The 21,995-nt window shown below is 36.6% G+C and carries 21 protein-coding genes and 1 pseudogene; 13 read left to right on the forward strand and 9 right to left on the reverse strand.

Annotated elements, in window-relative coordinates:
* Positions 1 to 140 precede the first annotated feature (140 nt).
* A pseudogene (locus A6M14_RS14380) lies at positions 141 to 269 on the forward strand (hypothetical protein); the annotation flags it as partial.
* A 110-nt stretch (positions 270 to 379) separates the two neighbouring features.
* Here A6M14_RS14380 and rpmE read toward each other — a convergent pair.
* The 4 genes from rpmE to A6M14_RS03710 all read right to left on the reverse strand — a co-directional run bounded on the left by rpmE (position 380) and on the right by A6M14_RS03710 (position 4,506).
* Positions 380 to 607: a 50S ribosomal protein L31 gene (rpmE, locus tag A6M14_RS03695; protein WP_152873669.1), complete on the reverse strand. Its 228-nt coding sequence runs from the start codon at positions 605 to 607 to the stop codon at positions 380 to 382.
* Positions 608 to 808: 201 nt separating this feature from the next.
* Positions 809 to 1,789 (reverse strand): bile acid:sodium symporter family protein, encoded by a 981-nt coding sequence (locus A6M14_RS03700; RefSeq protein ID WP_152873670.1) that lies wholly within the window; start codon positions 1,787 to 1,789, stop codon positions 809 to 811.
* A 160-nt stretch (positions 1,790 to 1,949) separates the two neighbouring features.
* On the reverse strand, positions 1,950 to 2,351 hold the full coding sequence (gene gloA, locus A6M14_RS03705; RefSeq protein ID WP_152873671.1) for a lactoylglutathione lyase: 402 nt from the start codon (positions 2,349 to 2,351) through the stop codon (positions 1,950 to 1,952).
* Between the two features lies 1 nt (position 2,352).
* On the reverse strand, positions 2,353 to 4,506 hold the full coding sequence (locus A6M14_RS03710) for an AmpG family muropeptide MFS transporter (RefSeq protein ID WP_152873672.1): 2,154 nt from the start codon (positions 4,504 to 4,506) through the stop codon (positions 2,353 to 2,355).
* Between the two features lie 181 nt (positions 4,507 to 4,687).
* Between A6M14_RS03710 and A6M14_RS03715 the strand changes: the two genes are divergently transcribed.
* The gene (locus tag A6M14_RS03715) at positions 4,688 to 7,321 is read left to right on the forward strand and encodes an AAA family ATPase (protein ID WP_188110848.1); all 2,634 of its coding nucleotides are present in this window, start codon (positions 4,688 to 4,690) and stop codon (positions 7,319 to 7,321) included.
* A gap of 57 nt (positions 7,322 to 7,378) precedes the next feature.
* Here the strand turns inward: A6M14_RS03715 and grxD are convergent, their stop codons facing one another.
* The gene (gene grxD / locus A6M14_RS03720) at positions 7,379 to 7,720 is read right to left on the reverse strand and encodes a Grx4 family monothiol glutaredoxin (protein ID WP_152873674.1); all 342 of its coding nucleotides are present in this window, start codon (positions 7,718 to 7,720) and stop codon (positions 7,379 to 7,381) included.
* Positions 7,721 to 7,920: 200 nt separating this feature from the next.
* Here grxD and A6M14_RS03725 point away from each other — a divergent pair, with 200 nt between their 5' ends.
* Complete coding sequence (locus tag A6M14_RS03725) at positions 7,921 to 9,132, forward strand: aspartate aminotransferase family protein (RefSeq protein ID WP_152873675.1); 1,212 nt, start codon at positions 7,921 to 7,923, stop codon at positions 9,130 to 9,132.
* Positions 9,133 to 9,194: 62 nt separating this feature from the next.
* Here A6M14_RS03725 and A6M14_RS03730 read toward each other — a convergent pair whose 3' ends face one another.
* The 3 genes from A6M14_RS03730 to surE all read right to left on the reverse strand — a co-directional run bounded on the left by A6M14_RS03730 (position 9,195) and on the right by surE (position 11,980).
* Positions 9,195 to 10,124, reverse strand: a complete 930-nt coding sequence (locus A6M14_RS03730) for a LysR family transcriptional regulator (protein WP_152873676.1) — start codon at positions 10,122 to 10,124, stop codon at positions 9,195 to 9,197.
* A 94-nt stretch (positions 10,125 to 10,218) separates the two neighbouring features.
* Positions 10,219 to 11,028, reverse strand: coding sequence for a peptidoglycan DD-metalloendopeptidase family protein (locus A6M14_RS03735; RefSeq protein WP_152873677.1), 810 nt, complete (start codon positions 11,026 to 11,028; stop codon positions 10,219 to 10,221).
* Between the two features lie 181 nt (positions 11,029 to 11,209).
* Positions 11,210 to 11,980: a 5'/3'-nucleotidase SurE gene (surE, locus tag A6M14_RS03740; RefSeq protein WP_188110849.1), complete on the reverse strand. Its 771-nt coding sequence runs from the start codon at positions 11,978 to 11,980 to the stop codon at positions 11,210 to 11,212.
* A 107-nt stretch (positions 11,981 to 12,087) separates the two neighbouring features.
* On the opposite strand from surE, the gene A6M14_RS03745 reads away from it, so the two are divergent.
* The 6 genes from A6M14_RS03745 (at position 12,088) to A6M14_RS03770 (ending at position 16,507) form a co-directional block, all read left to right on the forward strand.
* The gene (locus A6M14_RS03745; RefSeq protein ID WP_187349130.1) at positions 12,088 to 12,462 is read left to right on the forward strand and encodes an MCR_0457 family protein; all 375 of its coding nucleotides are present in this window, start codon (positions 12,088 to 12,090) and stop codon (positions 12,460 to 12,462) included.
* Between the two features lie 176 nt (positions 12,463 to 12,638).
* The gene (locus A6M14_RS03750; RefSeq protein ID WP_152873679.1) at positions 12,639 to 13,013 is read left to right on the forward strand and encodes an MCR_0457 family protein; all 375 of its coding nucleotides are present in this window, start codon (positions 12,639 to 12,641) and stop codon (positions 13,011 to 13,013) included.
* Positions 13,014 to 13,131: 118 nt separating this feature from the next.
* Positions 13,132 to 14,280 (forward strand): D-alanyl-D-alanine carboxypeptidase PBP5/6, encoded by a 1,149-nt coding sequence (gene dacC, locus A6M14_RS03755; protein ID WP_152873680.1) that lies wholly within the window; start codon positions 13,132 to 13,134, stop codon positions 14,278 to 14,280.
* A gap of 111 nt (positions 14,281 to 14,391) precedes the next feature.
* Entirely contained in the window at positions 14,392 to 14,922 is a 531-nt protein-coding gene (locus A6M14_RS03760; protein ID WP_152873681.1) for a gamma carbonic anhydrase family protein, read from the forward strand.
* Positions 14,923 to 14,952: 30 nt separating this feature from the next.
* Positions 14,953 to 15,747: a hypothetical protein gene (locus A6M14_RS03765; protein ID WP_152873682.1), complete on the forward strand. Its 795-nt coding sequence runs from the start codon at positions 14,953 to 14,955 to the stop codon at positions 15,745 to 15,747.
* A gap of 163 nt (positions 15,748 to 15,910) precedes the next feature.
* A complete protein-coding gene (locus A6M14_RS03770) occupies positions 15,911 to 16,507 on the forward strand; it encodes a DJ-1/PfpI family protein (protein ID WP_152873683.1) in 597 nt (198 codons plus the stop codon).
* 21 nt (positions 16,508 to 16,528) lie between these two features.
* Here the strand turns inward: A6M14_RS03770 and A6M14_RS03775 are convergent, their stop codons facing one another.
* Positions 16,529 to 17,842 carry a flavin monoamine oxidase family protein gene (locus A6M14_RS03775; RefSeq protein WP_152873684.1) on the reverse strand — a complete coding sequence of 438 codons (1,314 nt, stop codon included), beginning with the start codon at positions 17,840 to 17,842 and terminating at the stop codon, positions 16,529 to 16,531.
* 198 nt (positions 17,843 to 18,040) lie between these two features.
* Between A6M14_RS03775 and A6M14_RS03780 the strand changes: the two genes are divergently transcribed.
* From A6M14_RS03780 to purB, 4 genes are read left to right on the forward strand one after another with little or no spacing between them, the layout of a single operon-like run.
* The gene (locus tag A6M14_RS03780; RefSeq protein ID WP_152873685.1) at positions 18,041 to 18,526 is read left to right on the forward strand and encodes an NUDIX hydrolase; all 486 of its coding nucleotides are present in this window, start codon (positions 18,041 to 18,043) and stop codon (positions 18,524 to 18,526) included.
* 4 nt (positions 18,527 to 18,530) lie between these two features.
* Positions 18,531 to 19,664, forward strand: a complete 1,134-nt coding sequence (mnmA, locus tag A6M14_RS03785; RefSeq protein WP_152873694.1) for a tRNA 2-thiouridine(34) synthase MnmA — start codon at positions 18,531 to 18,533, stop codon at positions 19,662 to 19,664.
* A 13-nt stretch (positions 19,665 to 19,677) separates the two neighbouring features.
* Positions 19,678 to 20,409 (forward strand): high frequency lysogenization protein HflD, encoded by a 732-nt coding sequence (gene hflD / locus A6M14_RS03790; protein WP_152873686.1) that lies wholly within the window; start codon positions 19,678 to 19,680, stop codon positions 20,407 to 20,409.
* A gap of 56 nt (positions 20,410 to 20,465) precedes the next feature.
* Positions 20,466 to 21,854: an adenylosuccinate lyase gene (gene purB, locus A6M14_RS03795; RefSeq protein ID WP_152873687.1), complete on the forward strand. Its 1,389-nt coding sequence runs from the start codon at positions 20,466 to 20,468 to the stop codon at positions 21,852 to 21,854.
* Positions 21,855 to 21,995: the final 141 nt, after the last annotated feature.

Consider the following 21,995-nt stretch of genomic DNA (forward strand, 5'->3'; position numbering starts at 1 on the left):
AAATCTGCTAGTCTAGAGCCAAACAAATTAATGTTCAATGTGTTGCATTGCACCCAGAATTAACTCAAATGCTCAATGATGAAAATACAGCACAAGAGCTCACTGAAAAATTAACAGCATTCCAAGAAACTCGTTCACTTCAAATTTTATTGCGCGAGCTAAATGACATGACTTTATTTGCAAATGCATGGAACGTTGAAGCCCGCTTCATTCAAGGCGATTACTTCCAGAAAAAACTCGATCATCTTATTGATGTACAAGACCAATAATAAGGTTTTGTACACTTGTATCTGTCACTTACTTGGTAATTTAAATAATCCACAAGTAAAGTGACAGGCACAAAAAAACGGGCATAAAGCCCGTTTTTTTCGTTTCAGTATTAATCGCGTTTGATAGAACGTGACATACCAGAGAAACGTTGTTTGAACTTGTCGATACGACCGCCAGTGTCAACATTCTTCTGTTTACCAGTATAGAATGGGTGGCAAGCTGAACATACGTCTAGGTAAACAGTTTCTTTACCAATTGCAGAACGAGTTTCGATAACGTTACCACATGAACAAGTAGCAACTAATTTTTCGTATTTTGGGTGAATATCGGCGCGCATCGTCGATTCTCCTAAGATTCAAGAAGGTTTTGCTGTCATCGCAATTGATCACTCTCATCGAAATGAGGAAAGAAAAATAATTAAATTATTTAACAGATCAACACCACAACAGACCATTCTTTTGGCCCACCGAGACGGATACCGTCAGAGCTAAGCACAACAAGTGGGCGTTATTATACTTTAAATTTAATATAAAGCGAACTATTCTTTTTCTTCGACTTTCACTTGTTTAGACCAGTAATTTGCAATTACACCGCATACCATGAGTTGAATTTGATGGAAAATCATAATCGGTAAAACAATCATGCCAAGTGGTTGTCCTATAAATAAAATTTGTGCCATAGGCACACCGCTCGCCAAGGTTTTTTTCGAACCACAGAAAAAAATTGCAATCTGATCTTCTTTATTAAAGCCCAACCATTTAGGAATATATAACGCTAAAAGCATAACAATCGTCAGTAGCACCGAACATGCCAATATCAACAATATAAGCGTATTCAAGCTCACCACTTTCCAAAGGCCTGCAACCACTGCCCCACTAAAAGCACCATATACCACCATCAAAATTGAACCTTGGTCAAATGCTTTCACAAGACTTGGCACTTTTTGCATTTTTGGAAAAATCCAAGGTCGTAAAATTTGCCCTAAAACAAATGGCACAAATAATAATAAAGTAATTTGAATAATAGATGCTGTAGGATTGAAGTCGTGCTTCACCTGCCCTAATATAAAAATACTCACCAATATGGGCGTAATAAACATCCCAATAATATTGGAAAAAGATGCACTACATACGGCGCTTGCAACATTGCCTTTAGCCACAGAAGTAAAAGCAATTGAAGATTGTACGGTTGATGGCAAGAAACACATGAACAAAAAGCCCCAATACAATTCTCGCCCAAGCATGGGTTCAAGTATGGGTTTTGCCATTAAACCTAATATTGGAAACAAAGCAAAAGTCAGTGCAAATACAAGTGCATGAAGCTTCCAATGCATAATGCCTTGTACTACGGCTTCGCGTGATAACTTCGCACCATGTAAAAAGAATAAAATTGCGATTGCCACTGTAGTTAAAATACCAAAGTAATATGCGGCTTGACCTGAAACTGGTATGACTGATGCCAATATCACCATCATTACCAATAAAACTGTAAAACGGTCTAAAGCCAATAATTTCAACATTACTCTTTCCTTGTATTGATCTACTGCCACTCAAAGTTACTGCCAACAAAAAGCTCAGTATGAAAATTTACCATGCGATAAACCATCTTACTGAGCTTTTAAATTTTTGCGACCACTTCATGTGAAATGTTCACTATTTTATTTTACTATAGTGTCGAACTTAGTTGTTCTGAGCATTTACATCTTGTTGAATCAGCTCAATTTTATAGCCATCAGGATCTTCAACAAAAGCAATAACCGTTACACCGCCTTTCATAGGACCTGCTTCACGTACAACATTACCGCCACGTGCTTTAATGTCTTCACACGCTTTGTAAGCATCTTCCACACCAAGTGCAATATGACCATAGCCATTGCCTAAGTCATAACTAGATGTATCCCAGTTATGCGTTAATTCTATAACCGTATTATTTGCTTCATCACCATAGCCAACAAAAGCCAAAGTGAAACGACCTTCTTCATAATCACGTTTACGAAGCAAAGTCATACCCAGCACTTCAGTATAGAACGCTAACGATTGTTCTAAATTGCCTACGCGTAACATGGTATGCAGCATTCGCATATTATTCACCTTCATTTGCAGTAAGTTTTTGATGATTTTTCAATAGAACTCCAACCCAAACAACCAAAACTAAAATAGGAATACCAATTAAAGTGGTCATAAAGAAGAAGTTTGGATAACCAATATTGGTGACTATAGTACCTGAATAACCACCTAAAATCTTAGGTGTAAGCGTCATTAATGAGCTGAAAATCGCATATTGAACTGCTGTAAATGACACGCTAGTTAAACTTGATAAGAATGCAATAAATGCAGCACCCGCCAAACCTGAAGCCAAGTTATCAACAATAATGGCAAAGTAGAGCCAACCGCTACTATATCGCTTAATCACTTTTCCTGAAACTTCAACACTATCATTTGAGCTGGCATTAATGACAGGAAGTGGCTGTAAATCGACATCTAAACCATTTTTCTGTGTAGATGTATCTACATCATAACGATGCTGAACTTGCGATAAAGCTTTACCGTTTTCATCAATAAATGCTGTGATGTTTTTAGAAGGTGACTGAACTAGTTTTTTTGCATCAATTGCTGTGCTAAACATGCCATCTTTATCTAACTTAGCATCAAATTTTTCGCCATCTAAAGTCACAACAATTTTTTGTTGATCATTTAAGGACTGTCCAAAATATTGCCCACGAACAACCAAACTACCATTTTTTTCTTTTTCAGAAATACTGTTATTACTTGTCACAGGCAATAACTGCATAACCGCATTTTGGTTACTTTGCACTAAGTAAGGTAAGCTTGCAATCACAGACTCATTCGATTTTGCATAACTTGCTTTCACATCTAATTGATGACTTTGCGCTAAAACCTGACTTGGAATATTAGCTTTCCAATAACCGACTTCATCAACTTGAGCAGTATATTTTTGCGCACCAACTTGAATTTGAACATCATTCAGTTGCTCACCCGACTTCACCAAACCAATAAAAATTAGATTGGTCGATGATGCTAAAATTGCGCCCACAAACATCAATTTCATAATGTTCATGCGCTGTGCAAGCAAACCTCCTAAAAAGCCACCTACTAAACTAAAAATCACACCATAAATTTTAACAGCTTCGGCAATTTGTTCTTTGGTGAAGTTTAAATCTTGATAGAAAACGTTAGAAATAACACCTGCAATAATGTCTGAAATTCGGTAAAAACCAATCAACAACAGCAAAACTAAAGCAAGTTTTACCCCATAGCGTTTAAAGAAATCTGCAATTGGATTCACCCAAGTTTCAAATGCCATTTTTTTATTTACAGCACCCGCTTTAACCAAGGCAGCCCCCATAAATACAGCAACGGCACCTGAACCTATAAAACGCAAAGCTTCAAAACAAAACAGTAAAAATGAATCTTTTATTTCAAATTGTGCTTTTAAACTTTCTGTTAAATTACCGGAGAAGATATAACTGAAAACAAAACTCATCACAGCAATGAAAAATACAGCCACTAAGCGATAATAATCACTACGTTTATAATCTTTAGATGCTCGATTAACTTGAGGCTCACGAATACATAATGTGGTGATAATACCAACCAACATAACCGCAGCCATCGCCAAATAAGTAATTTTCCACGCACTGTAAATGTAATTACCTTTTGCCGTACCTAATGATGCTGCTAAAAATAATGCACCTGCACCTGCAACAATCATCCCAATTCGGTAACCTGCATTATAAGTCGATGCCAAAACCGTTTGCATTTTGGTTTCTGCAAGCTCAATACGATAAGCATCGATCACAATATCTTGCGTGGCAGCAGAAAAGCCCAGTAATACAGCCCCCACCGCCATTTGGTAAATATAGCTTTGACCTAAAGATGGGTCGGAAAATGCCATAATACAAATAGCGAGAATAATTAAGCATTGTGCAACCAATAGCCATGCTCTACGCCTACCCAAAGCTTTGGTTAAAAATGGCAGCGGAAGTTCATCGACTAAAGGTGCCCAAACGAATTTGAATGAATAACCTAAAGCAGCCCAACTGAAAAATGTAATTGCGCTTTTATCTATACCTGCTTCGCCTAACCATAAAGATAAGCTAGAAAAGATCAGTAAGATTGGAATACCTGCTGAAAAACCCAAGAACAACATGATTAATGCACGTCGATCTAAAAATGCTGTAAACGCAGATTTCCATCCTGTGGTTTGTGTTGTCATTACTTAATTATTTTCTGCAAAATGAATAATTGCTATTCAAACGCTTAATACAAATAGATTCAACATCATTTATGAAAACATTCTTATTTTTATAGAGAAAAATATTCGGTTTGCTTGAATTTTTTCATTAAACCTGTATATCTTAAACTTCTCATGTTTAATTTTGTTTTGGATCTCAACTGTGCCCAAAAAACTCGATCAAGTTAATTCTGCTGTATCTGCTAACACAACAAACCTAAATCAAGACACGACACAAACTAGCCTTTTATCAGCATTTGATCAAAACGAAATTCAGAATACGCTTGTACAAACCAAACTTGAAGATAAACAGCTTACACATAGCCCAGACATGGAAAAAATTCCATCGTCTACAAAAAGAATAAAGCCTTTAAATAATTTTCTAGGTCAAGACCGCGCTCGTGCATCTGTTGAAGCAGGTATTGCCCTGCCATATTCAGGCTACAATATTTTTGCTGTAGGTACGGCGGGTTTAGGTAAACGCACAATGATCAAGCGTTTACTTCAACAACATGCCAAAACAATGCCTACACCCAATGACTGGGTTTATGTCTATAACTTTCAACATCCACGCCAACCTATTGCCCTACAAATGCCTGCGGGACAAGCACCAAAATTTCAAACACAATTACATCAAACTTGGCAAACCGTACTGAAACAGCTTGAACGACGTTTTACAGCTGAAACTTATCACAACCGTATTGAGATGATTCGCCAACAAACAGGCGATGAACAACAACTTGCATTGATTGAACTAACTAAAGAAGGCGAAGAATTAGATTTAAAACTCATTTCAAGCAATGAAGAACATTGCTTTGTTCCAATGCATTTAAAAGACAATAAAATGCAGGAAATGACGCAAGCCGAAATTAATGCATTAAATACGAAAGATCGTGCTGAAATTTCAGCAAACATGCGCTATATGGATAAAAAGCTTGAGCGTTTAGGCATGCATTTGGGTGATTTAGAAGATCATGCACGTGATAAAGTTCAAGTTCTAAACCGAGATATTGCAAAAAAAGTGGTTGTTCCACGCATTGAGTCGATGCTGAATAAATTTAAAGATGTCGATGGTTTAGCCGACTATCTTAAACATTATGCAGAAGACATTATTAACAATGTTGAAGTGGTACTTGAACAAGAGGAAGATGATTTTACCGCGGGCTTATTCAGTCGTGTTCCTGCCCGTTATCAAGCCAATATCGTGGTTACACACAAACCTAATTCTGGCATGCCTGTTATATTTGAAGACTTCCCAACCCACTACAACTTATTGGGTCACGTAGAACAACTCACTCAACAAGGTACAATTACCACAGATTTCACATTAATTCGACCAGGTTCATTACATAAAGCCAATGGCGGATTTTTAATTCTAGAAGTCGAGCAATTGCTTGAACAACCTTATGCATGGCAAGGTTTAAAACGTGCTTTAAAATCTGGGCAACTCAAGCTTTCATCTTTAGAACATATGATTACCCTAACAGGTAGCATTTCTATAGAACCTGCGGCAATTCCTTTAAATATTAAAGTGATTTTACTTGCTGAACCTGAAATTTATTATGAAATTTTAGAACTTGAGCCTGAACTTGGCAGTATTTTCAAAATTCGTGCAGATTTCACCGATACTTTGCAACGTAATGAATTAAACGAACAAGCCTATATGCAGCTCATTGCAGACTATGTTCAATCAGACAAGTTACTTCCATTTGACCGTAGTGCATTGGCCGCTTTACTCACAGATTCAAGCCGTCAAGCAGAAGATCAAAGCTCATTGTCATTACATGCTTTAACGCTTGGTGATTTAATTCGTGAAGCACATCATCATGCTGCTAAAGCTGAAGATAAAATGGTGACTGAAGCACATATCAATACCGCACTCGATCATCGTAAATATCGCTTAGGTTATTTACGTGAATTGTATTGGCAAGATTTATCACGTGGCACACAACTTATTGAAACACGTGGACATCGTTTAGGACAAATTAATGCCCTTTCTGTTATTCAATATGCAGATGTAGAATTTGGCTTACCATCACGCTTAACAGCATCTGTTTATCAAGGTGGCGGAGATATTCTAGATATTGAACGAAGTGTAGAGCTTGGTGGTTCGTTGCATGCCAAAGGCGTGTTACTCATGTCGAGCTTCTTAAAAGCACATTTTGGTCGTGAACAAATTCTTCACTTCTCAGCAGCACTCGCATTTGAACAAAGCTATGGTCAAGTCGATGGTGACAGCGCAACCGTTGCCGAGTTATCAGCGCTTATTTCCGCAATTAGCCAATTACCAATCGATCAATCTTGGGCAATCACAGGTTCTATGAACCAATTGGGTCAAGTACAGCCAATTGGTGGTGTAAACGCTAAAATTGAAGGTTTCTTCGATGCATGTAAACTACAAGGTTTAACAGGCAAACAAGGTGTGATTATTCCACGTCAAAACATGGAACATTTAATGTTGCGTAAAGATGTGATTGAAGCCGTACAAGAAGGTCAATTCCATATTCATGCCATTGATACCATCGACCAAGCGCTTGAAATACTGATGGCGCGCCCTGTTGGAAAACTCGATAAAAAAGGTCGCTATACCAAAGGTTCTATTTACGCAGCTGTTATGGCTCAACTTGAGTATTGGCAAGCCATTGAAGATGGTGCCGTGCTTGAAGAAGTTAAGCCAAAGAAAAAGAAGAAAAAAAATAAAGATAAGAAAAAGGATAAAGCGAAGTCGAAAGAAGCTAAAACTAAAGATGTTGAGCAGAAATCAGAACCTTTAGATTCAAAATCTGATGAAAATTAAATAAGCCCCATAAAAAAAGCGCCATCTAGGCGCTTTTTTTTCGATTCAACAACTGAATTAAGCTTCAGGTGCTGCGCTATATTGTTCAACTAGGGTTTTTAATTCACCTGTTTGGAACATTTCTAGCATGATATCGCTACCGCCAATCAACTCACCATTGATCCACAATTGTGGAAATGTAGGCCAATTTGCAATTTGTGGCAACATTGCGCGAATATCTTGGTTTTCCAAAATATTTACATAAGCAAATGGACGACCAATTTGACTAAGCGCTTCTACCGCACGTGCAGAGAAACCACATTGTGGAAATTGTGGAGTGCCTTTCATGTAAAGAAGAACGGCATGTTTAGCAATTTGGTCACGAATTAACGCTTCGGTATCGCGTGCTTGTTCAGTCATTGATAAATCCTCAATAATTCTGTTTCGCATTATACCCAAATCTACACAAAACAATATGTCAAAAGTAATAAATCCATTTTTATTTACAATCGGGCTTTAATTTTTAGGTAGATTTTGCTTATATAGAACATCTTAATGCCTTTGATCTATCTGGCATTAATATCCAAATTTCCCAATCAACTAACAGATAAGAGTTAGCCATGAATAACGTTACCTTTGCTCCCGTGCAAACTGATCAACCATCACATTTGATGCCTGTATTTGGCCGTCAGCAGATCAGCTTTGTCCGAGGACAAGGTTCTTATCTATATACCGCAGATGGTACTGAATATTTCGATGCACTTACAGGTATTGCTGTTTGTGGTTTAGGTCATTCACACCCTGCTGTAACAGAAGCAATTGTTGATCAAGCATCAACTTTACTTCATACAAGTAACCTATTTGAAGTACCTTGGCAAACTGCAGCTGCGCAAAAACTTGCAGAAGTTTCAGGTATGGAAGAAATCTTCTTCTCGAACAGCGGTGCAGAATCGAATGAAGGTGCAATTAAAATTGCACGTAAATTTGGTCATCTACAAGGTATTTCAAACCCTAAAATTATTGTTGCCGATCACTCATTCCATGGTCGTACTATGGCAACGCTTTCTGCAACAGGCAATAAAAAAGTTCAAGATGGTTTTGGACCATTGGTTGAAGGCTTTATTCGTGTGCCATTTGGCGACATTGAAGCGATTGAAGAAGCAGCCATTAATCATCCAGATATCGTTGCGATTTTAGTTGAACCTATTCAAGGTGAAGGCGGTGTAAATACTGCACCACAAGGTTTTAGCTACCTTGAAGATATTCGTCAAATTTGCAATCAGCACAATTGGTTAATGATGCTTGATGAAGTTCAAACAGGGAATGGTCGTACGGGTAAATACTTTGCGTACCAACACACCAACATCATTCCTGATGTAATGACGACAGCTAAAGGCTTAGGTAATGGCTTCCCTATTGGTGCTGTGATGACTCAAGGTCGTGGCGTTGGTGTTTTAACTGCAGGGAATCACGGTTCTACTTATAGCGGTACACCACTTGGTTCACGTGTTGTCTATACCGTTATTGATACTATTCAAAAAGATAATTTAGTAGAAAATGCAGCAAACATGGGTGCATATATTGTTGAGCAGTTTAAACAACAGCTTGACGGTCAAAACGTCACTGTTCGTGGTTTTGGTTTAATGATTGGTCTTGAACTACCAAAACCATGTGCCCAACTTGTAGATGTTGCTCGTGATGAATATAAGCTTATTCTTAACGTTACAGCAGGTTCTGTCATCCGCCTACTTCCTGCTTTAAATATTGATAAAGCTCAAGCAGATCAACTAATTGAACGAATTGTGAAAATGGTTAAAGCATTTTTAGCTTAAATCTAAATCACATAAAAAAAGCCGCATATGCGGCTTTTTTTATGTATCAGTATTATTTCAAACTACGGTAAATCTTGAAAAGTTCTTCCACCAGGTAGCTGACTAAAATATTGTTTTAGCGCATCTAAGCAACGGTGAATTTTCATGGGCTGTTGATCATGTTTAGATGTAATTGCATTTAAGGTAAAAGCAGGCAATTTCCATTCAGGTAAAACTTCAATCAAAGCGCCAGTTTGCAGCTCTTTTTGTACATCAAGGCAAGATAATCTTGCGATACCTAGCCCTTGTAAACATAAAGATTTAGCAACCATGACATTATTCGTTGTAAAACGAGAATCCATTTCTAAACTTACAGTTTCGGCATTAGAAATATGCTTAAAATCAAAATTTTGAGCATTCTTCGTTAAACTCACAGGTATTAAATCGTGATTACGAAAATCTTCTGGACGAGAAACAAGTGTAGATTGATTTAAATAACTTGGTGAAGCAACTAAAACTTGCTCAACTCGTACTAGTGGAAAAACTTGTAAATTAGTATCTTCGTTTTTTAAACTCATACGAAGTGCAATATCAATGCGCCCTTCTATTAAATCTATACATTGATTATCTGCTTCAATATGAATTGATAAACCACGATGAGCTGACATCCACTGCGACAATGCAGGAATAACATGATTTGCTCCGAGTTCTGGTGTTGTTGCAATGCGCAACTCCCCCACCAAATCATCACGCAATTCATTAATTCGAATTTTCCCACGTTCAGCTGCCGCAAGCATTTCTTTACAACTGTGGAAAAAAGCTTGCCCTGTTTCAGTTAAACTCAATTTTCGGGTAGAACGATGCAGAAGCGTGACTTCCATATCATTTTCCAAAGAACGAATTTGCTGACTTACCGCACTCGTCGTAATTCCTAACTGACGAGCTGCGCCACTAAACGAACTTTTATCAACAACGCACGCGAATACGCCCATTGCACGAAGTTGATCTAACATAAATTTCCCTCTGAAATCATGAGAAACTTCCATCTTCCAATAAAAGCAACTCATTGTATTATACGGTGAAATTTATGCTTTGTATTACAAAAAATTAATTAATTGGTAAAATTTTTGCAGGGTCAATTGGCTTACCATCAAGGCGCACTTGAAACTCTAACATTGTGCGTGTAGTTCCTGTAGAACCCATCTCTGCAATTTTTTGCCCAGCTGTCACATTTTGACCACTTTTCACTAGCATTTTACTGTTATGTGCATAAGCCGTAATGTACCCATCAACATGCTTCACCAACACTAAATTACCATATTCCTTTAAACCATCTGCGGCATAAACCACTTGTCCATCGGCAGCAGCAAAAATTGGATCGCCCACGTTTCCGCTATAACGAATTCCCTTCACATTTGGAGCAGAGTCAAATCTAGAAATAATTGCACCATTGGTTGGTTTTACCCAACGTAAAGAAGATGATGAAGATGTTGCAACAGCTGTCGGTGCAGTAACAGGTGCTACAGTTTTTGCAGGTTGATTTGTGGGAAGATCAATTTTTTGACGTTGAATAGGTGCAACTTGTGTCATCGCCTGAGTATTTGTTGTACGTGGTGCACTACCCTTTTTCAAACGTAATGACTGTCCAACATAAATTCGGTAAGGCGCTGCAATGTCATTCATTTCAGCAACGCTGATATAACTTAAACCATAACGTGCAGCAACACCACTTAATGTATCGCCCGTACGCACAGTATAATAATTTGGTGCTGCTGCATAACGCGTAGCATTATTTATCTGTGGTTTAGACGCACAACCGCTTAATACGACTGTCGCAATCACCGCTGTTGATATAACGATCGTTTTTAATAATTTAAATGGCATAGCTTTTCCACGATAATTTGACACCAAAGGCATTCATCTTCCCCACTAATTTTTAAATTAATTCCACGTATTAGCACTAAGAGTAGCAAAAAAAAGTACATAAAAATTCGAGATAAAGTACTTTTTCACAAAGTTATAACATTCCAGTCCATCAATCGTTCATATTTTATTTTAATGTACAAATAAAATATTTAAATACAGATTCCCAAATACATTACTTATTTAAAGCAAAGTCTAATTCACTTAACACTGAATAATTGGTTGCATCCATTTGAATTGGCGTAACGCTCACGTAGCCATTTTCAATAGCGAAAAAGTCAGATTCAATACCATTCAAACCTTTTTTCTGTTCTGTGACAGATTCACCTGAAAGTCCAATCCAAAAAACTTGACGTCCACGAGGGTCAACATGACTGGTAATAGGCTTTGACTGACTTTTCTGCCCTTGATACGTCACTTTCGCACCTTTTAACTCGGCAATATCTGGAATATTAATATTTAAAATATGACGTAATGGTAATTCGGGTAAACCTTTGGCAATAAAATCATGAATCCATTGTGCCGCAACCGCATAGTCTTTTGGTTCGTTATATGAACGTACATTTGCACCTGCCAACGAAACAGCAATTGCAGGTTGTTTCATTAAACGCCCTTCAAATGCCGCACCAACCGTTCCTGAATATAAAACATCATCACCCAAATTTGCACCGCTATTAATACCACTAACAACCAAGTCAAATTCAAAATCGAATAAACCATTCATAGACAAATAAACACAGTCTGCAGGTGTGCCATTTACAGCCCAAACATCGTCTGAAATTTGAATAGGTCTCAATGGTCTATCTAAAGTTAATGCGCTTGAAAAACCACTTCTTTCACTTTCTGGCGCAACAACGACTACTCGACCTAAAGGTTTTAATGCTTGTGCCAAAGCTTGTATACCTGGCGCAAAAACACCATCATCATTTGATATGAGAATATTCACGTAAAACTCTTTCACTTAATTGAATGACCAATCAGGTCAATTTATTGAAATATAATAAATATTATATATATTGTTGCGTCAACATCTACCTAAATATTGAGATAAAAATGCAACTTCCTATAAAATTAGGCTATTCATTCTGTTTGGCTATAACACTTGCAATGACTCAATCTATTCATGCAACAACAGATCTAAGCCTAGCAGAAAAAAATAGTATAATTAAAGAAGATGTTGCCTCAGCTCAAATCATGCAAGAAGTGTGTCCGACACTGATCGGTAAAAATGCCAAATTCGATCAAAATATTAAAAACCTCATTTCTGAATACTTAGCCGATTATTCAGATAAAAACATTTCCTTAGAAAAATTAAAATTAGACGCTGAGTATAAAATTTTACTTCAAGAGGCACGCGAAGCACTGAAAGACGCATCGCAAGAAGAAAATCAATTTGCGTGTACTGAAGTTTCAACAATAGAGATGTAATTGCTTTGGGTTGGATACAACATCATTCAACCCAATTTCCATCATTCATCCTTATTTCTGACAAAATCTTTGCACTTTCAACATCTTTTATACATTCAGTATCTTTTCATTTGCATAAAAATATACAATCATCATAACCTTAAAAATATAAACAAATTTTTAGGCAATCCAAAGTTATGAAATCTCAAATTGTAAAAACACTCACTGCAATTGCATTTGGTTTAAGCTTAAGCCAAGTTTCAAATGCAAAAGATGAAAATATTGAAGTTACCCCTATTCAAGATATCACTCATCAAGAACTTGCTGCAATTTATGTTTTATCTGAAATATGCCCGAGCCAAATTTCAGATCAGAAAAAATTTGAAACAGGCTATAAAAAATTAGTGACGGAATATTTACCTAAAGAAAAAGACCCTGTTGCAGCTTTAAATTTATTGTCTAAACAGTCAAGTTTTGCACCTATTTTAGATGAAGCAAAAGCAGATGCGAAAAAAGCGGGCGATGAAAAAAACAAAGCAATTTGTGAAGATGTAGCCACTTACAGCAATTAATTTATTTTCGTTACAATACTTTTGAAAATTAGCTGATTTTTCCCGTAGAAGTCAGCTTGCATTTGCCCTAGAATGCATGAACGTTGTGCTTATATCAGAATATTGGAACCACCTAAAAATGACCGGAAAAAGCGCCCTTGCTGCATTAATATTACTACCTAGTCTTTCATATGCAGCGACTGTTTTACCAACGCCACCAGAACTAAATAATAAATCTTATGTTTTGATGGATTATGAAACAGGGCAAATCCTAGCTGCAAAAAATGAAAATGAAAAATTAGCACCTGCTTCAATGACAAAAATGATGACAAGTTTCATCATTGAACAAAAGTTATTGAGCGGTGAACTCACGGAAGATGAAAAAGTACGCATGAATGAATCTGCATGGTGCCGTGGCAGTAGCTCGGAATCTTGCATGTATGTTCCACTTAACGGTACTGCAACTGCTTTAGAAATGCTCCGTGGCATTATCATTCAATCGGGTAACGATGCCTCAAAAGCAATGGCTGAACACATTGCTGGTAATGAAGGCACTTTCGTTCATATTATGAATGAAGAAGCCAAAAAAATTGGTATGACGAATACACAGTTTATGAACTCTACAGGTATGCCTGCGGAAGGTCATTATTCAACTGCAAAAGACATGGCAACGCTTGCAAAACACATTATTCATGACAGTTCAAAATACTATCCACTATATTCAGAAAAAGAATTTTCGTTTAACGGTATTAAGCAAGGTAACCGTAACGCACTTCTTTACACTGACCCCAGTGTTGATGGTTTAAAAACAGGTCATACCAATGAAGCAGGTTATTGCTTAACCACTTCTGCTAAACGTGGGCCAATGCGCTTAATTTCTGTGATTTTTGGTACACAGAGCATGAATGAACGCGCATCTCAAACACGTGAGTTATTGGCTTGGGGCTATGCAAACTTTGAAACTGTAAAAGTTCAACCTGCAAATCAAGTTTTAGCAAAATCTAAAATTTGGTACGGTAAAGACAGCGACGTTCAAATTGGTCTAGCTGAAAACTTTAATGTGACTATGCCTAAAGGCAAAGCAAATGCCATTAAAACTCAGCTTGTAGTACAGCCTAAATTGACTGCACCCCTTCAAAAAGGTCAAGTTGTTGGTAAATTCGTAGCAACTTTAGATGGTAAAGTAATTGCAGAAAAACCGCTTGTCGCTTTACAAGCAGTTGAAGAAGCTGGTTTCTTCTCTCGCATGATCGATCATATTAAGCAATTCTTTGCTAACTTATTCTAAGAACTTATCTTTTAAGATATTGTCATCTTAGACTTAAGATAAAGCATCTATATTTCGATATAGATGCTTTTTTATTTATACTACATTCATTCTAAACATTTGATTTTAACCATGACTAAAAACATTCGTCCTTATTTAGACACTGCCCCACAAATTGATGCTTCTTGTTATATCGATGATTTATCTGTCGTTATTGGCGATGTCGTTCTGGCAGAAAATGTTTCCGTTTGGCCTTTTGCTGTGATTCGTGGTGATGTAAACCATATTCATATTGGTAAAAATTCGAATGTTCAAGATCACTCAATGCTTCACGTAAGTCATAAAAAAGCAGATAAACCTGAGGGTTCGCCTTTAATTATTGGTGAAGATGTCACGGTTGGTCATCATGTTAAATTGCATGGTTGTACAATTGGAAATCGCGTACTTGTTGGGATTGGTACTATTATTTTAGATGATGTTATTGTTGAAGATGATGTGATGATTGGCGCAGGTTCTCTTGTTCCACCCAATAAGCGTTTGGAAAGTGGTTATTTATATGTGGGTAGCCCTGTTAAGCAAATTCGTAAATTGACTGAAAAAGAACTCGCATTTTTACCCTATTCTGCACAAAATTATGTGAAAGTTTCAGGGAATTATAAATAAGCGAAATTAATAACCAATGGCAATCTACGTATGAATCTAAAAAAGAAAAAACTTTTAACAAACTTAGTAAGCAGCTTTTTAATACTTCTTTGCATTTGTTTATTTATTGCTTTGTTAATAAATTTAAAGTTTCATCAAGATTGCGCAACTGTTATCACAGGAATGTTAGGAGTATGCGCAACATTATATGCACCTATAGCTGCTTTCTTTTTATATGACAGTTGGAAAGATCAAAAACAATATGAGTTGGAAAAACAATATGCAGAAGACACTTTTAAGCTCATTTCCCAACTCAAAACGAGAATTTCAAGAGAATATTATACATTTAAAAGTTTTAAATCAGATATATCAAAAGAACTAGTTGCTTTAAATAGCTTGTATAGCAATCAAAATTCTAACATAAGCTACTCTGAAATTTTATATAACGCTAATGCCTACTTTGAATTAATTAATGACACTTCAAATAATAAAATTTCTCCAAATATTTATGATGATTTTGAATTTAGTGCTCTTATTCTTAATGCGAAGCTTAAAGATGTTAGAAAAGCTTATGATTCATACTATAAAGAGCTTCCAAATGAGCTTAAAACATCTACAAACACTCAAAGGTTATATAAAAACCTAACATATAATCCAACAGAAACAGAGTATGAGTTAACTAAGCACCTGACTAATAGATACAAGTTTGAAATTAATTTATATCATGAAGGTAATTACATCAATTTTGAATTCAACTATGAAGAGCTATATGCCAACTTTTTACTGAAATACAATGATTTGAAAAATGAATTAACAAATAAAATTAAGGTAAATAAAGATCATTAAATAAAATCGCTCATTAATAAGACCTAGCGATTTTTTACTCGCTTTTTCATAAAGATAACATTTTAATTTTTAGTATATAAGGTGATTTAAAAACACCACATACAAAAACATTCCATTATTTTATAGTTTAAGATCTCTACTTTCAAAAAATAAGGTTCATGCTTTGAAAAAAATATTACTTTTACTAGCAAATGGCTTTGAATCTTATGAAGCAAGTGTGTTTACAGACGTATTTGGTTGGAACTCATTTGAAGGCGATGGCTCTGTTCAGCTAGATTCTGTCGGACTACACCCTATTCTTGAATGCACATGGGGCTACAAATGCATACCGCATTTCACCTTGGATAATATCAATTTAGAAGATTACGACGCTTTAGCCATTCCAGGTGGATTTGAAGAAACAGGCTTTTATATAGATGCCTTTGATGAAAGATTTTTAGATGTGATTCGATACTTCGATCAAGAAAATAAATTAATTGCCTCTATTTGTGTTGCAGCTTTAAGCATTGCCAAAAGCGGTGTTTTAAATGGTCGCAATGCAACAACATATAACTTTGAAGGAAGCGTAAGAAGAAAACAATTACAAGACTTTGGCGCAATATTAAATGATGAAAGAATTGTTCAAGATAGAAATATCATTACATCATCTTCACCTGAAACAGCATTAGACGTTGCATTTATGACACTTGAACAACTCACATCAAAAGAAAACATGTTGAACATTAAAGAACGAATGGGTTTTAAAATGCTCAACACATAAAGATTTAGAATTTAGCTTAAATTATTTTAAAACAGCTTCAATTTCTTCTGCTGTTTCCAAACCATTCATATGTGCACCATGTACTGTGCCCGCGTATTCCAAACTACAATGCTCACCTGTAAAGAAAATACGATCATCAATCGATTCATTTAAAGTAGCGACCAAACTTTCATTATGATAAATAGATGGGAAACTAAATGAGCCATAACTAAATTCATCTGCGCCCCAACGGGTAATGAATATTCTTTTTGGCTTATTGGGCAATTTTTTAAGACTCGTATTTAAGTTTTTATAAATAAAATCCCAAACCTCTTTGTTCGTCGCATTATCTACAAACTCAGACAGCTTTCCGCCAAATAACATTAAATAAACAGGCTTTTTATATATTTTAGATAAATCTAAAACGTTGTACCAAGTATTACCAACCCAATAATAAAAGCTATTTGCATCAGAGTTCTTTTGCAAATCAAGAGATTCATCTAATTCAAAAAATATTTTATTAAAAGACCCAAAACCTACAGCATCAATTGCATATTGATGTTGTTCTGGTAATGGAGGACTAAATTCAATACTCTTATTTTTCAAAACACCCAATGGTACACTCACCACCACTTTAGATGCTAAATATTCTGTATTGTTATGATCGATAACTTTGACAACATCTTTATCATAAAGAATTTTCTTTACGGCAGAATTGGTCTTGGTATTAATATCAATATCGCCCGATATATCATTTAAAATTTGCGAATAACCGAGTGGAAATATGACTTCATCACCTTCAAAGTATCCTTCATATTTTTGATATTGTGAAAACAGCCCATACAAATCTGTCGCATATGGGTCATTGGCATATTTTTCAAAAAACGAAAAGATTAAATGCTTTAAGTGATTAGGCGAAAAGCTTTTACTTTCCATTTCTAAGGTATTCAAAATTTCACGTAATGAAACCAAAGCAGAAACATCCGTCGCCTCTGTAAGTTTCTCTTCAATTTGCTCTATATAAGACTCAAACTCTTTCTTTTCTTGAACAGTAAATGGTTGACCATTCTCATGAAAGAAATCTGAATCTACATAATTAAAGACAGCTGTTTCAATATTATTTTTTTGGGCAATATCCCAAATTGGATTATTTTCAATACCATGAATCCAAGATGCACCTAGATCAAACACATCATCCTTATTTTTCATAGAATGCAAACGACCACCTATTCGGTCTTTTGCCTCTAAAACAATGACATTTTTTCCTGCTTCTTGAAGTTTTTTTGCACATGAAAGGCCAGAGATACCTGCACCAATCACAATGATAGGTAATAAATTTCCTTGTGTTTTTAACATAAAAATAGAATTTCTAATTTAAAATAAATACTTAATTTAGAATATAAATAAAATATTTAAACCGTGTGTTAGAGTTTCGTTCTAAGTCCGAATCTTGCTTTTAAAATTAAAAAATAGCTTTAAAGAAAAAACCCACTGCCATAGCCACACACCTCAAAATTTTATACAATAGTACATCCTTATCCATGGTGTTTTTTAATGACCGCTTGGACAGCTCACGTGACTGTTGCTACCGTTATCGAAAAAAACGGGAAATTTCTGTTTGTTGAAGAACATACAGAAGGTGTAACGCATACTGTATTCAATCAACCTGCGGGTCATGTTGAATGCGATGAAACGCTTATTCAAGCTGCCATTCGTGAAACTTTGGAAGAAACTGGGCATGATGTCGAAATCGAATCATTGCTTGGTATTTATACTTATACACCTCCTATGTTTCCAGACCGCACGTACTATCGTTTTTGCTTTTTAGCTAAAGATGTTCATCATCATGAAAATGCGAAATTAGATACAGATATCGTCGGTGCTGTATGGATGACATTGGATGAACTTAAAGAATCTGCACGCGCTCGTAGTCCTTTGGTGATTAAAGCCGTTGAAGATGCTTTAACAGGTCAAAAATATCCTTTATCGCTCATTTATGAGCACCAAAATTCTCCCCTATTTACAAATTTGGATGCCTAGTCCTATGCAACAACGTGTCATCGTCGGTATGTCTGGTGGTGTAGATTCATCTGTTTCTGCTGCACTACTTCTTCAACAAGGTTATCAAGTTGAAGGTCTTTTCATGAAAAACTGGGAGGAAGATGACGGCACGGAATACTGTACGGCAATGGAAGATTTAGCCGATGCACAAGCCGTTTGTGACAAAATTGGCATCAAACTTCATACTGCCAACTTTGCTATGGAATATTGGGATCGTGTATTCGAACATTTCTTAGCAGAATATGCAGCTGGTCGTACGCCAAACCCAGATATTTTATGTAATAAAGAAATTAAATTCCGCGCATTTTTAGATCATGCAATTAACCTTGGTGCAGACTTTATTGCAACAGGTCATTATTGCCGTCGTGGTGAAACTTTAAAAAATTCACGTGGTGAAGAATATGCGCCTTTACTTCGTGGTTTTGACCAAAATAAAGATCAAACTTATTTCTTACATGCGGTTCATGGTCGTGAAATTAACAAAACCTTGTTCCCTGTAGGTGAAATTGAAAAACCTGAAGTGCGTCGTATTGCAGAAGAATTAGGTTTAGCAACAGCCAAGAAAAAAGATTCAACAGGTATTTGTTTTATTGGTGAACGTCGCTTTAATGACTTCTTAAAACAATACTTACCTGCTCAAGCAGGAAAAATTGTATTAGATGATGGCAAAGAGGTTGGTGAACATCACGGCTTAATGTACTATACGCTCGGTCAGCGTGGCGGTATTGGCTTAGGCGGCTTAAAAGGTGCTGCTGAAGGCGCATGGTTTGTTTTATACAAAGATATTGAAAATAACCGCTTAGTGATTGGTCAAGGTCATGAACATCCTCTTATGCAAAGTTCTATACTTTGGAGCGAGGAAATTGATTGGGTTGCAGGCGAACAAGAGATTCCTGAAACAGGTTTCCGCTGTACAGCGAAAACGCGTTATCGTCAGCCTGACCAAGGTTGTGTGATTTACAAAGATGCCGACATGCCAAATGGCGTTCGTGTTGAATTTGATGAACCACAACGTGCTGTAACCCCAGGACAAAGTGTAGTGTTCTACGCAGATGAAGTTTGTTTAGGTGGCGGTGTGATTCATCATACCAATGCCCCGAAACCTGATTTTATTTAAAGGAATATTTGGCATGACAGAGTTACCGTTTCAACCGCTTCAAACTCTGAATGTACGTCAAAATAGAGCGTTGGCGTTGGCTGCTGTTTTTCAATCTGCGCAGCTTACCCATATGACAGCACTATCTGGACGACAGAGCACAGGCGAAAACGGTAACTTTTATTTGGAACAGTTGATTAAAGCCAGTTTAAATATTCGACCACAAGCCAAACCTTGTACCCAAACTTTAGATTATTTTAATCAACTTGCCGATATTTCATTAGGTTTAAAAACTTTAGAAAGTAGCATCACCCAACCCTTCAACCCATCGCCAAAATCTAAAATTCCCAAATTTTCTCAAACCAAATTACCCATGTCCTATGCAATGTCACTTCTTCATTTAGAAAAGAAGGTTTATAGCAATCCTAAATTTGTAGAAATTATTGAAAAATCACAACAAAAAATTCTGAAACAACTTTCATTTTTCGATAATAATTACTTACACCCAAGCATCCTTGCCAATTTAGCCCAAACTTATGTCGATACCGCAGGTCAAATTAACCCGCGTATTATGGTCAAAGGCAATGCTGAGGCATTTAAAGATAGCTCGCATACCAATCGTATTCGAGCATCCCTATTTACTGGCTTACAAATGGCGCATTTGTGGCGTCAATCTGGTGGAAGCTCATGGACGATGATCTTCACCAAACGTAAGCTTTTAAAAGATATTCAAGATCTGGCTCGATTACAGTTTCAGGTGGTTTAACTGATGCAAATCGAGTTTTTGTTTTTTCGTTTAGTTCCAAAGTTTAAGGAATCGCTATGAACGCTTTAACCGCACTTTCTCCATTAGATGGACGCTACGCTAGCAAATGTGATGCTTTGCGCCCTTTCCTCTCTGAGTTTGGTTTAATCCATGCTCGTGTGACTGTTGAAGTACGCTGGTTACAAGCACTTGCAAACCGTCCTGAAATTACTGAAGTTCCTGCTTTTAGTGCAGAAACAAATGCAGCACTAGATGCAATTGTTGCGAACTTTTCAGAAGACAATGCAAACCGCATTAAAGAAATTGAACGTACAACAAACCACGATGTTAAAGCGGTTGAATACTTCCTTAAAGAACAAATTGCAAATATCGCAGAATTAAAAGATGCAGGTGAGTTCATTCACTTTGCATGTACTTCTGAAGACATTAACAACTTGTCTCATGCATTAATGCTTAAAAATGGTCGTGACGTTTTAGTCACTGCGATGCAACAAATCATAGATTCAATTGTTGCGCTTTCTGAAAAACATGCAGAACAACCAATGTTGTCTCGTACACATGGTCAAACTGCAAGCCCAACAACGTTGGGTAAAGAAATGGCGAACGTGGCTTACCGTCTTGCACGTCAAATCAAACAATTCAAACAAGTTGAATTATTGGGTAAAATTAACGGTGCTGTAGGTAACTACAACGCGCACTACTCTGCTTACCCAGAAATTAACTGGCCTGCACATTCACAAGCATTTGTTGAATCTTTAGGTTTAGCATTCAACCCGTACACAACTCAAATTGAACCACATGATTACATGGCGGAACTTTTTGATGCGCTTCGTCGTTTTAACACTATCTTAATCGACTTTAACCGTGACGTTTGGGGCTACATCTCACTTGGTTTCTTCAAACAACGTTTGAAAGAAGGCGAAGTTGGCTCTTCAACAATGCCACATAAAGTAAACCCAATTGATTTCGAAAACTCTGAAGGTAACCTAGGTCTTGCAAATGCAGTATTGGGTCACTTAGGTGAAAAACTTCCTATATCTCGTTGGCAGCGTGACTTAACTGACTCTACTGTTCTTCGTAATATGGGTGTTGGTTTTGCACAAAGCTTAATTGCTTTTGAAGCTTGCTCTAAAGGTATTGGTAAACTTGAATTGAATGCTGCGCGTATTCTTGAAGATCTTGATCATGCTCAAGAAGTTCTTGCAGAACCAATTCAAACAGTTATGCGTCGTTATGCAGTTGAAAAACCATACGAAAAATTAAAAGCCCTTACTCGTGGTCAAGCAATGACACGTGAGATGATGGTTGATTTCGTAAATGGTAACGAACTTTCTGCTGTTCCTGCTGAAGATCGTGCGCGTTTAGCAGAAATGACACCTGCATCTTATACAGGTAATGCTGCTGAACAAGCTCGCAATGTTGCTGATCTTATCTCTAAGATCTAAGTCTAAAATCTAATTTTAGATGATATAAAAAAGCGAAGCTTAGGCTTCGCTTTTTTATTTATACTTCCCTAACTTTTTGATGTTGCATCGTACCCTCTCTCTCCCTTTGGAAGATGAGTAGCACTGCTTCGTAGGGAATGA

Origin of the sequence: Acinetobacter portensis (assembly GCF_009372215.1) — a bacterium.
Lineage (GTDB): Bacteria > Pseudomonadota > Gammaproteobacteria > Pseudomonadales > Moraxellaceae > Acinetobacter > Acinetobacter portensis.

Coding starts and splice junctions, on each gene's coding strand:
- rpmE (WP_152873669.1), bottom strand. CDS start 607: ATGCGCGCCGATATTCACCCAAAATACGAAAAATTAGTTGCTACTTGT.
- A6M14_RS03700 (WP_152873670.1), bottom strand. CDS start 1,789: ATGTTGAAATTATTGGCTTTAGACCGTTTTACAGTTTTATTGGTAATG.
- gloA (WP_152873671.1), bottom strand. CDS start 2,351: ATGCGAATGCTGCATACCATGTTACGCGTAGGCAATTTAGAACAATCG.
- A6M14_RS03710 (WP_152873672.1), bottom strand. CDS start 4,506: ATGACAACACAAACCACAGGATGGAAATCTGCGTTTACAGCATTTTTA.
- grxD (WP_152873674.1), bottom strand. CDS start 7,720: ATGACTGAACAAGCACGCGATACCGAAGCGTTAATTCGTGACCAAATT.
- A6M14_RS03725 (WP_152873675.1), top strand. CDS start 7,921: ATGAATAACGTTACCTTTGCTCCCGTGCAAACTGATCAACCATCACAT.
- A6M14_RS03730 (WP_152873676.1), bottom strand. CDS start 10,124: ATGTTAGATCAACTTCGTGCAATGGGCGTATTCGCGTGCGTTGTTGAT.
- A6M14_RS03735 (WP_152873677.1), bottom strand. CDS start 11,028: ATGCCTTTGGTGTCAAATTATCGTGGAAAAGCTATGCCATTTAAATTA.
- A6M14_RS03745 (WP_187349130.1), top strand. CDS start 12,088: ATGCAACTTCCTATAAAATTAGGCTATTCATTCTGTTTGGCTATAACA.
- A6M14_RS03750 (WP_152873679.1), top strand. CDS start 12,639: ATGAAATCTCAAATTGTAAAAACACTCACTGCAATTGCATTTGGTTTA.
- dacC (WP_152873680.1), top strand. CDS start 13,132: ATGACCGGAAAAAGCGCCCTTGCTGCATTAATATTACTACCTAGTCTT.
- A6M14_RS03760 (WP_152873681.1), top strand. CDS start 14,392: ATGACTAAAAACATTCGTCCTTATTTAGACACTGCCCCACAAATTGAT.
- A6M14_RS03765 (WP_152873682.1), top strand. CDS start 14,953: ATGAATCTAAAAAAGAAAAAACTTTTAACAAACTTAGTAAGCAGCTTT.
- A6M14_RS03775 (WP_152873684.1), bottom strand. CDS start 17,842: ATGTTAAAAACACAAGGAAATTTATTACCTATCATTGTGATTGGTGCA.
- A6M14_RS03780 (WP_152873685.1), top strand. CDS start 18,041: ATGACCGCTTGGACAGCTCACGTGACTGTTGCTACCGTTATCGAAAAA.
- mnmA (WP_152873694.1), top strand. CDS start 18,531: ATGCAACAACGTGTCATCGTCGGTATGTCTGGTGGTGTAGATTCATCT.
- hflD (WP_152873686.1), top strand. CDS start 19,678: ATGACAGAGTTACCGTTTCAACCGCTTCAAACTCTGAATGTACGTCAA.
- purB (WP_152873687.1), top strand. CDS start 20,466: ATGAACGCTTTAACCGCACTTTCTCCATTAGATGGACGCTACGCTAGC.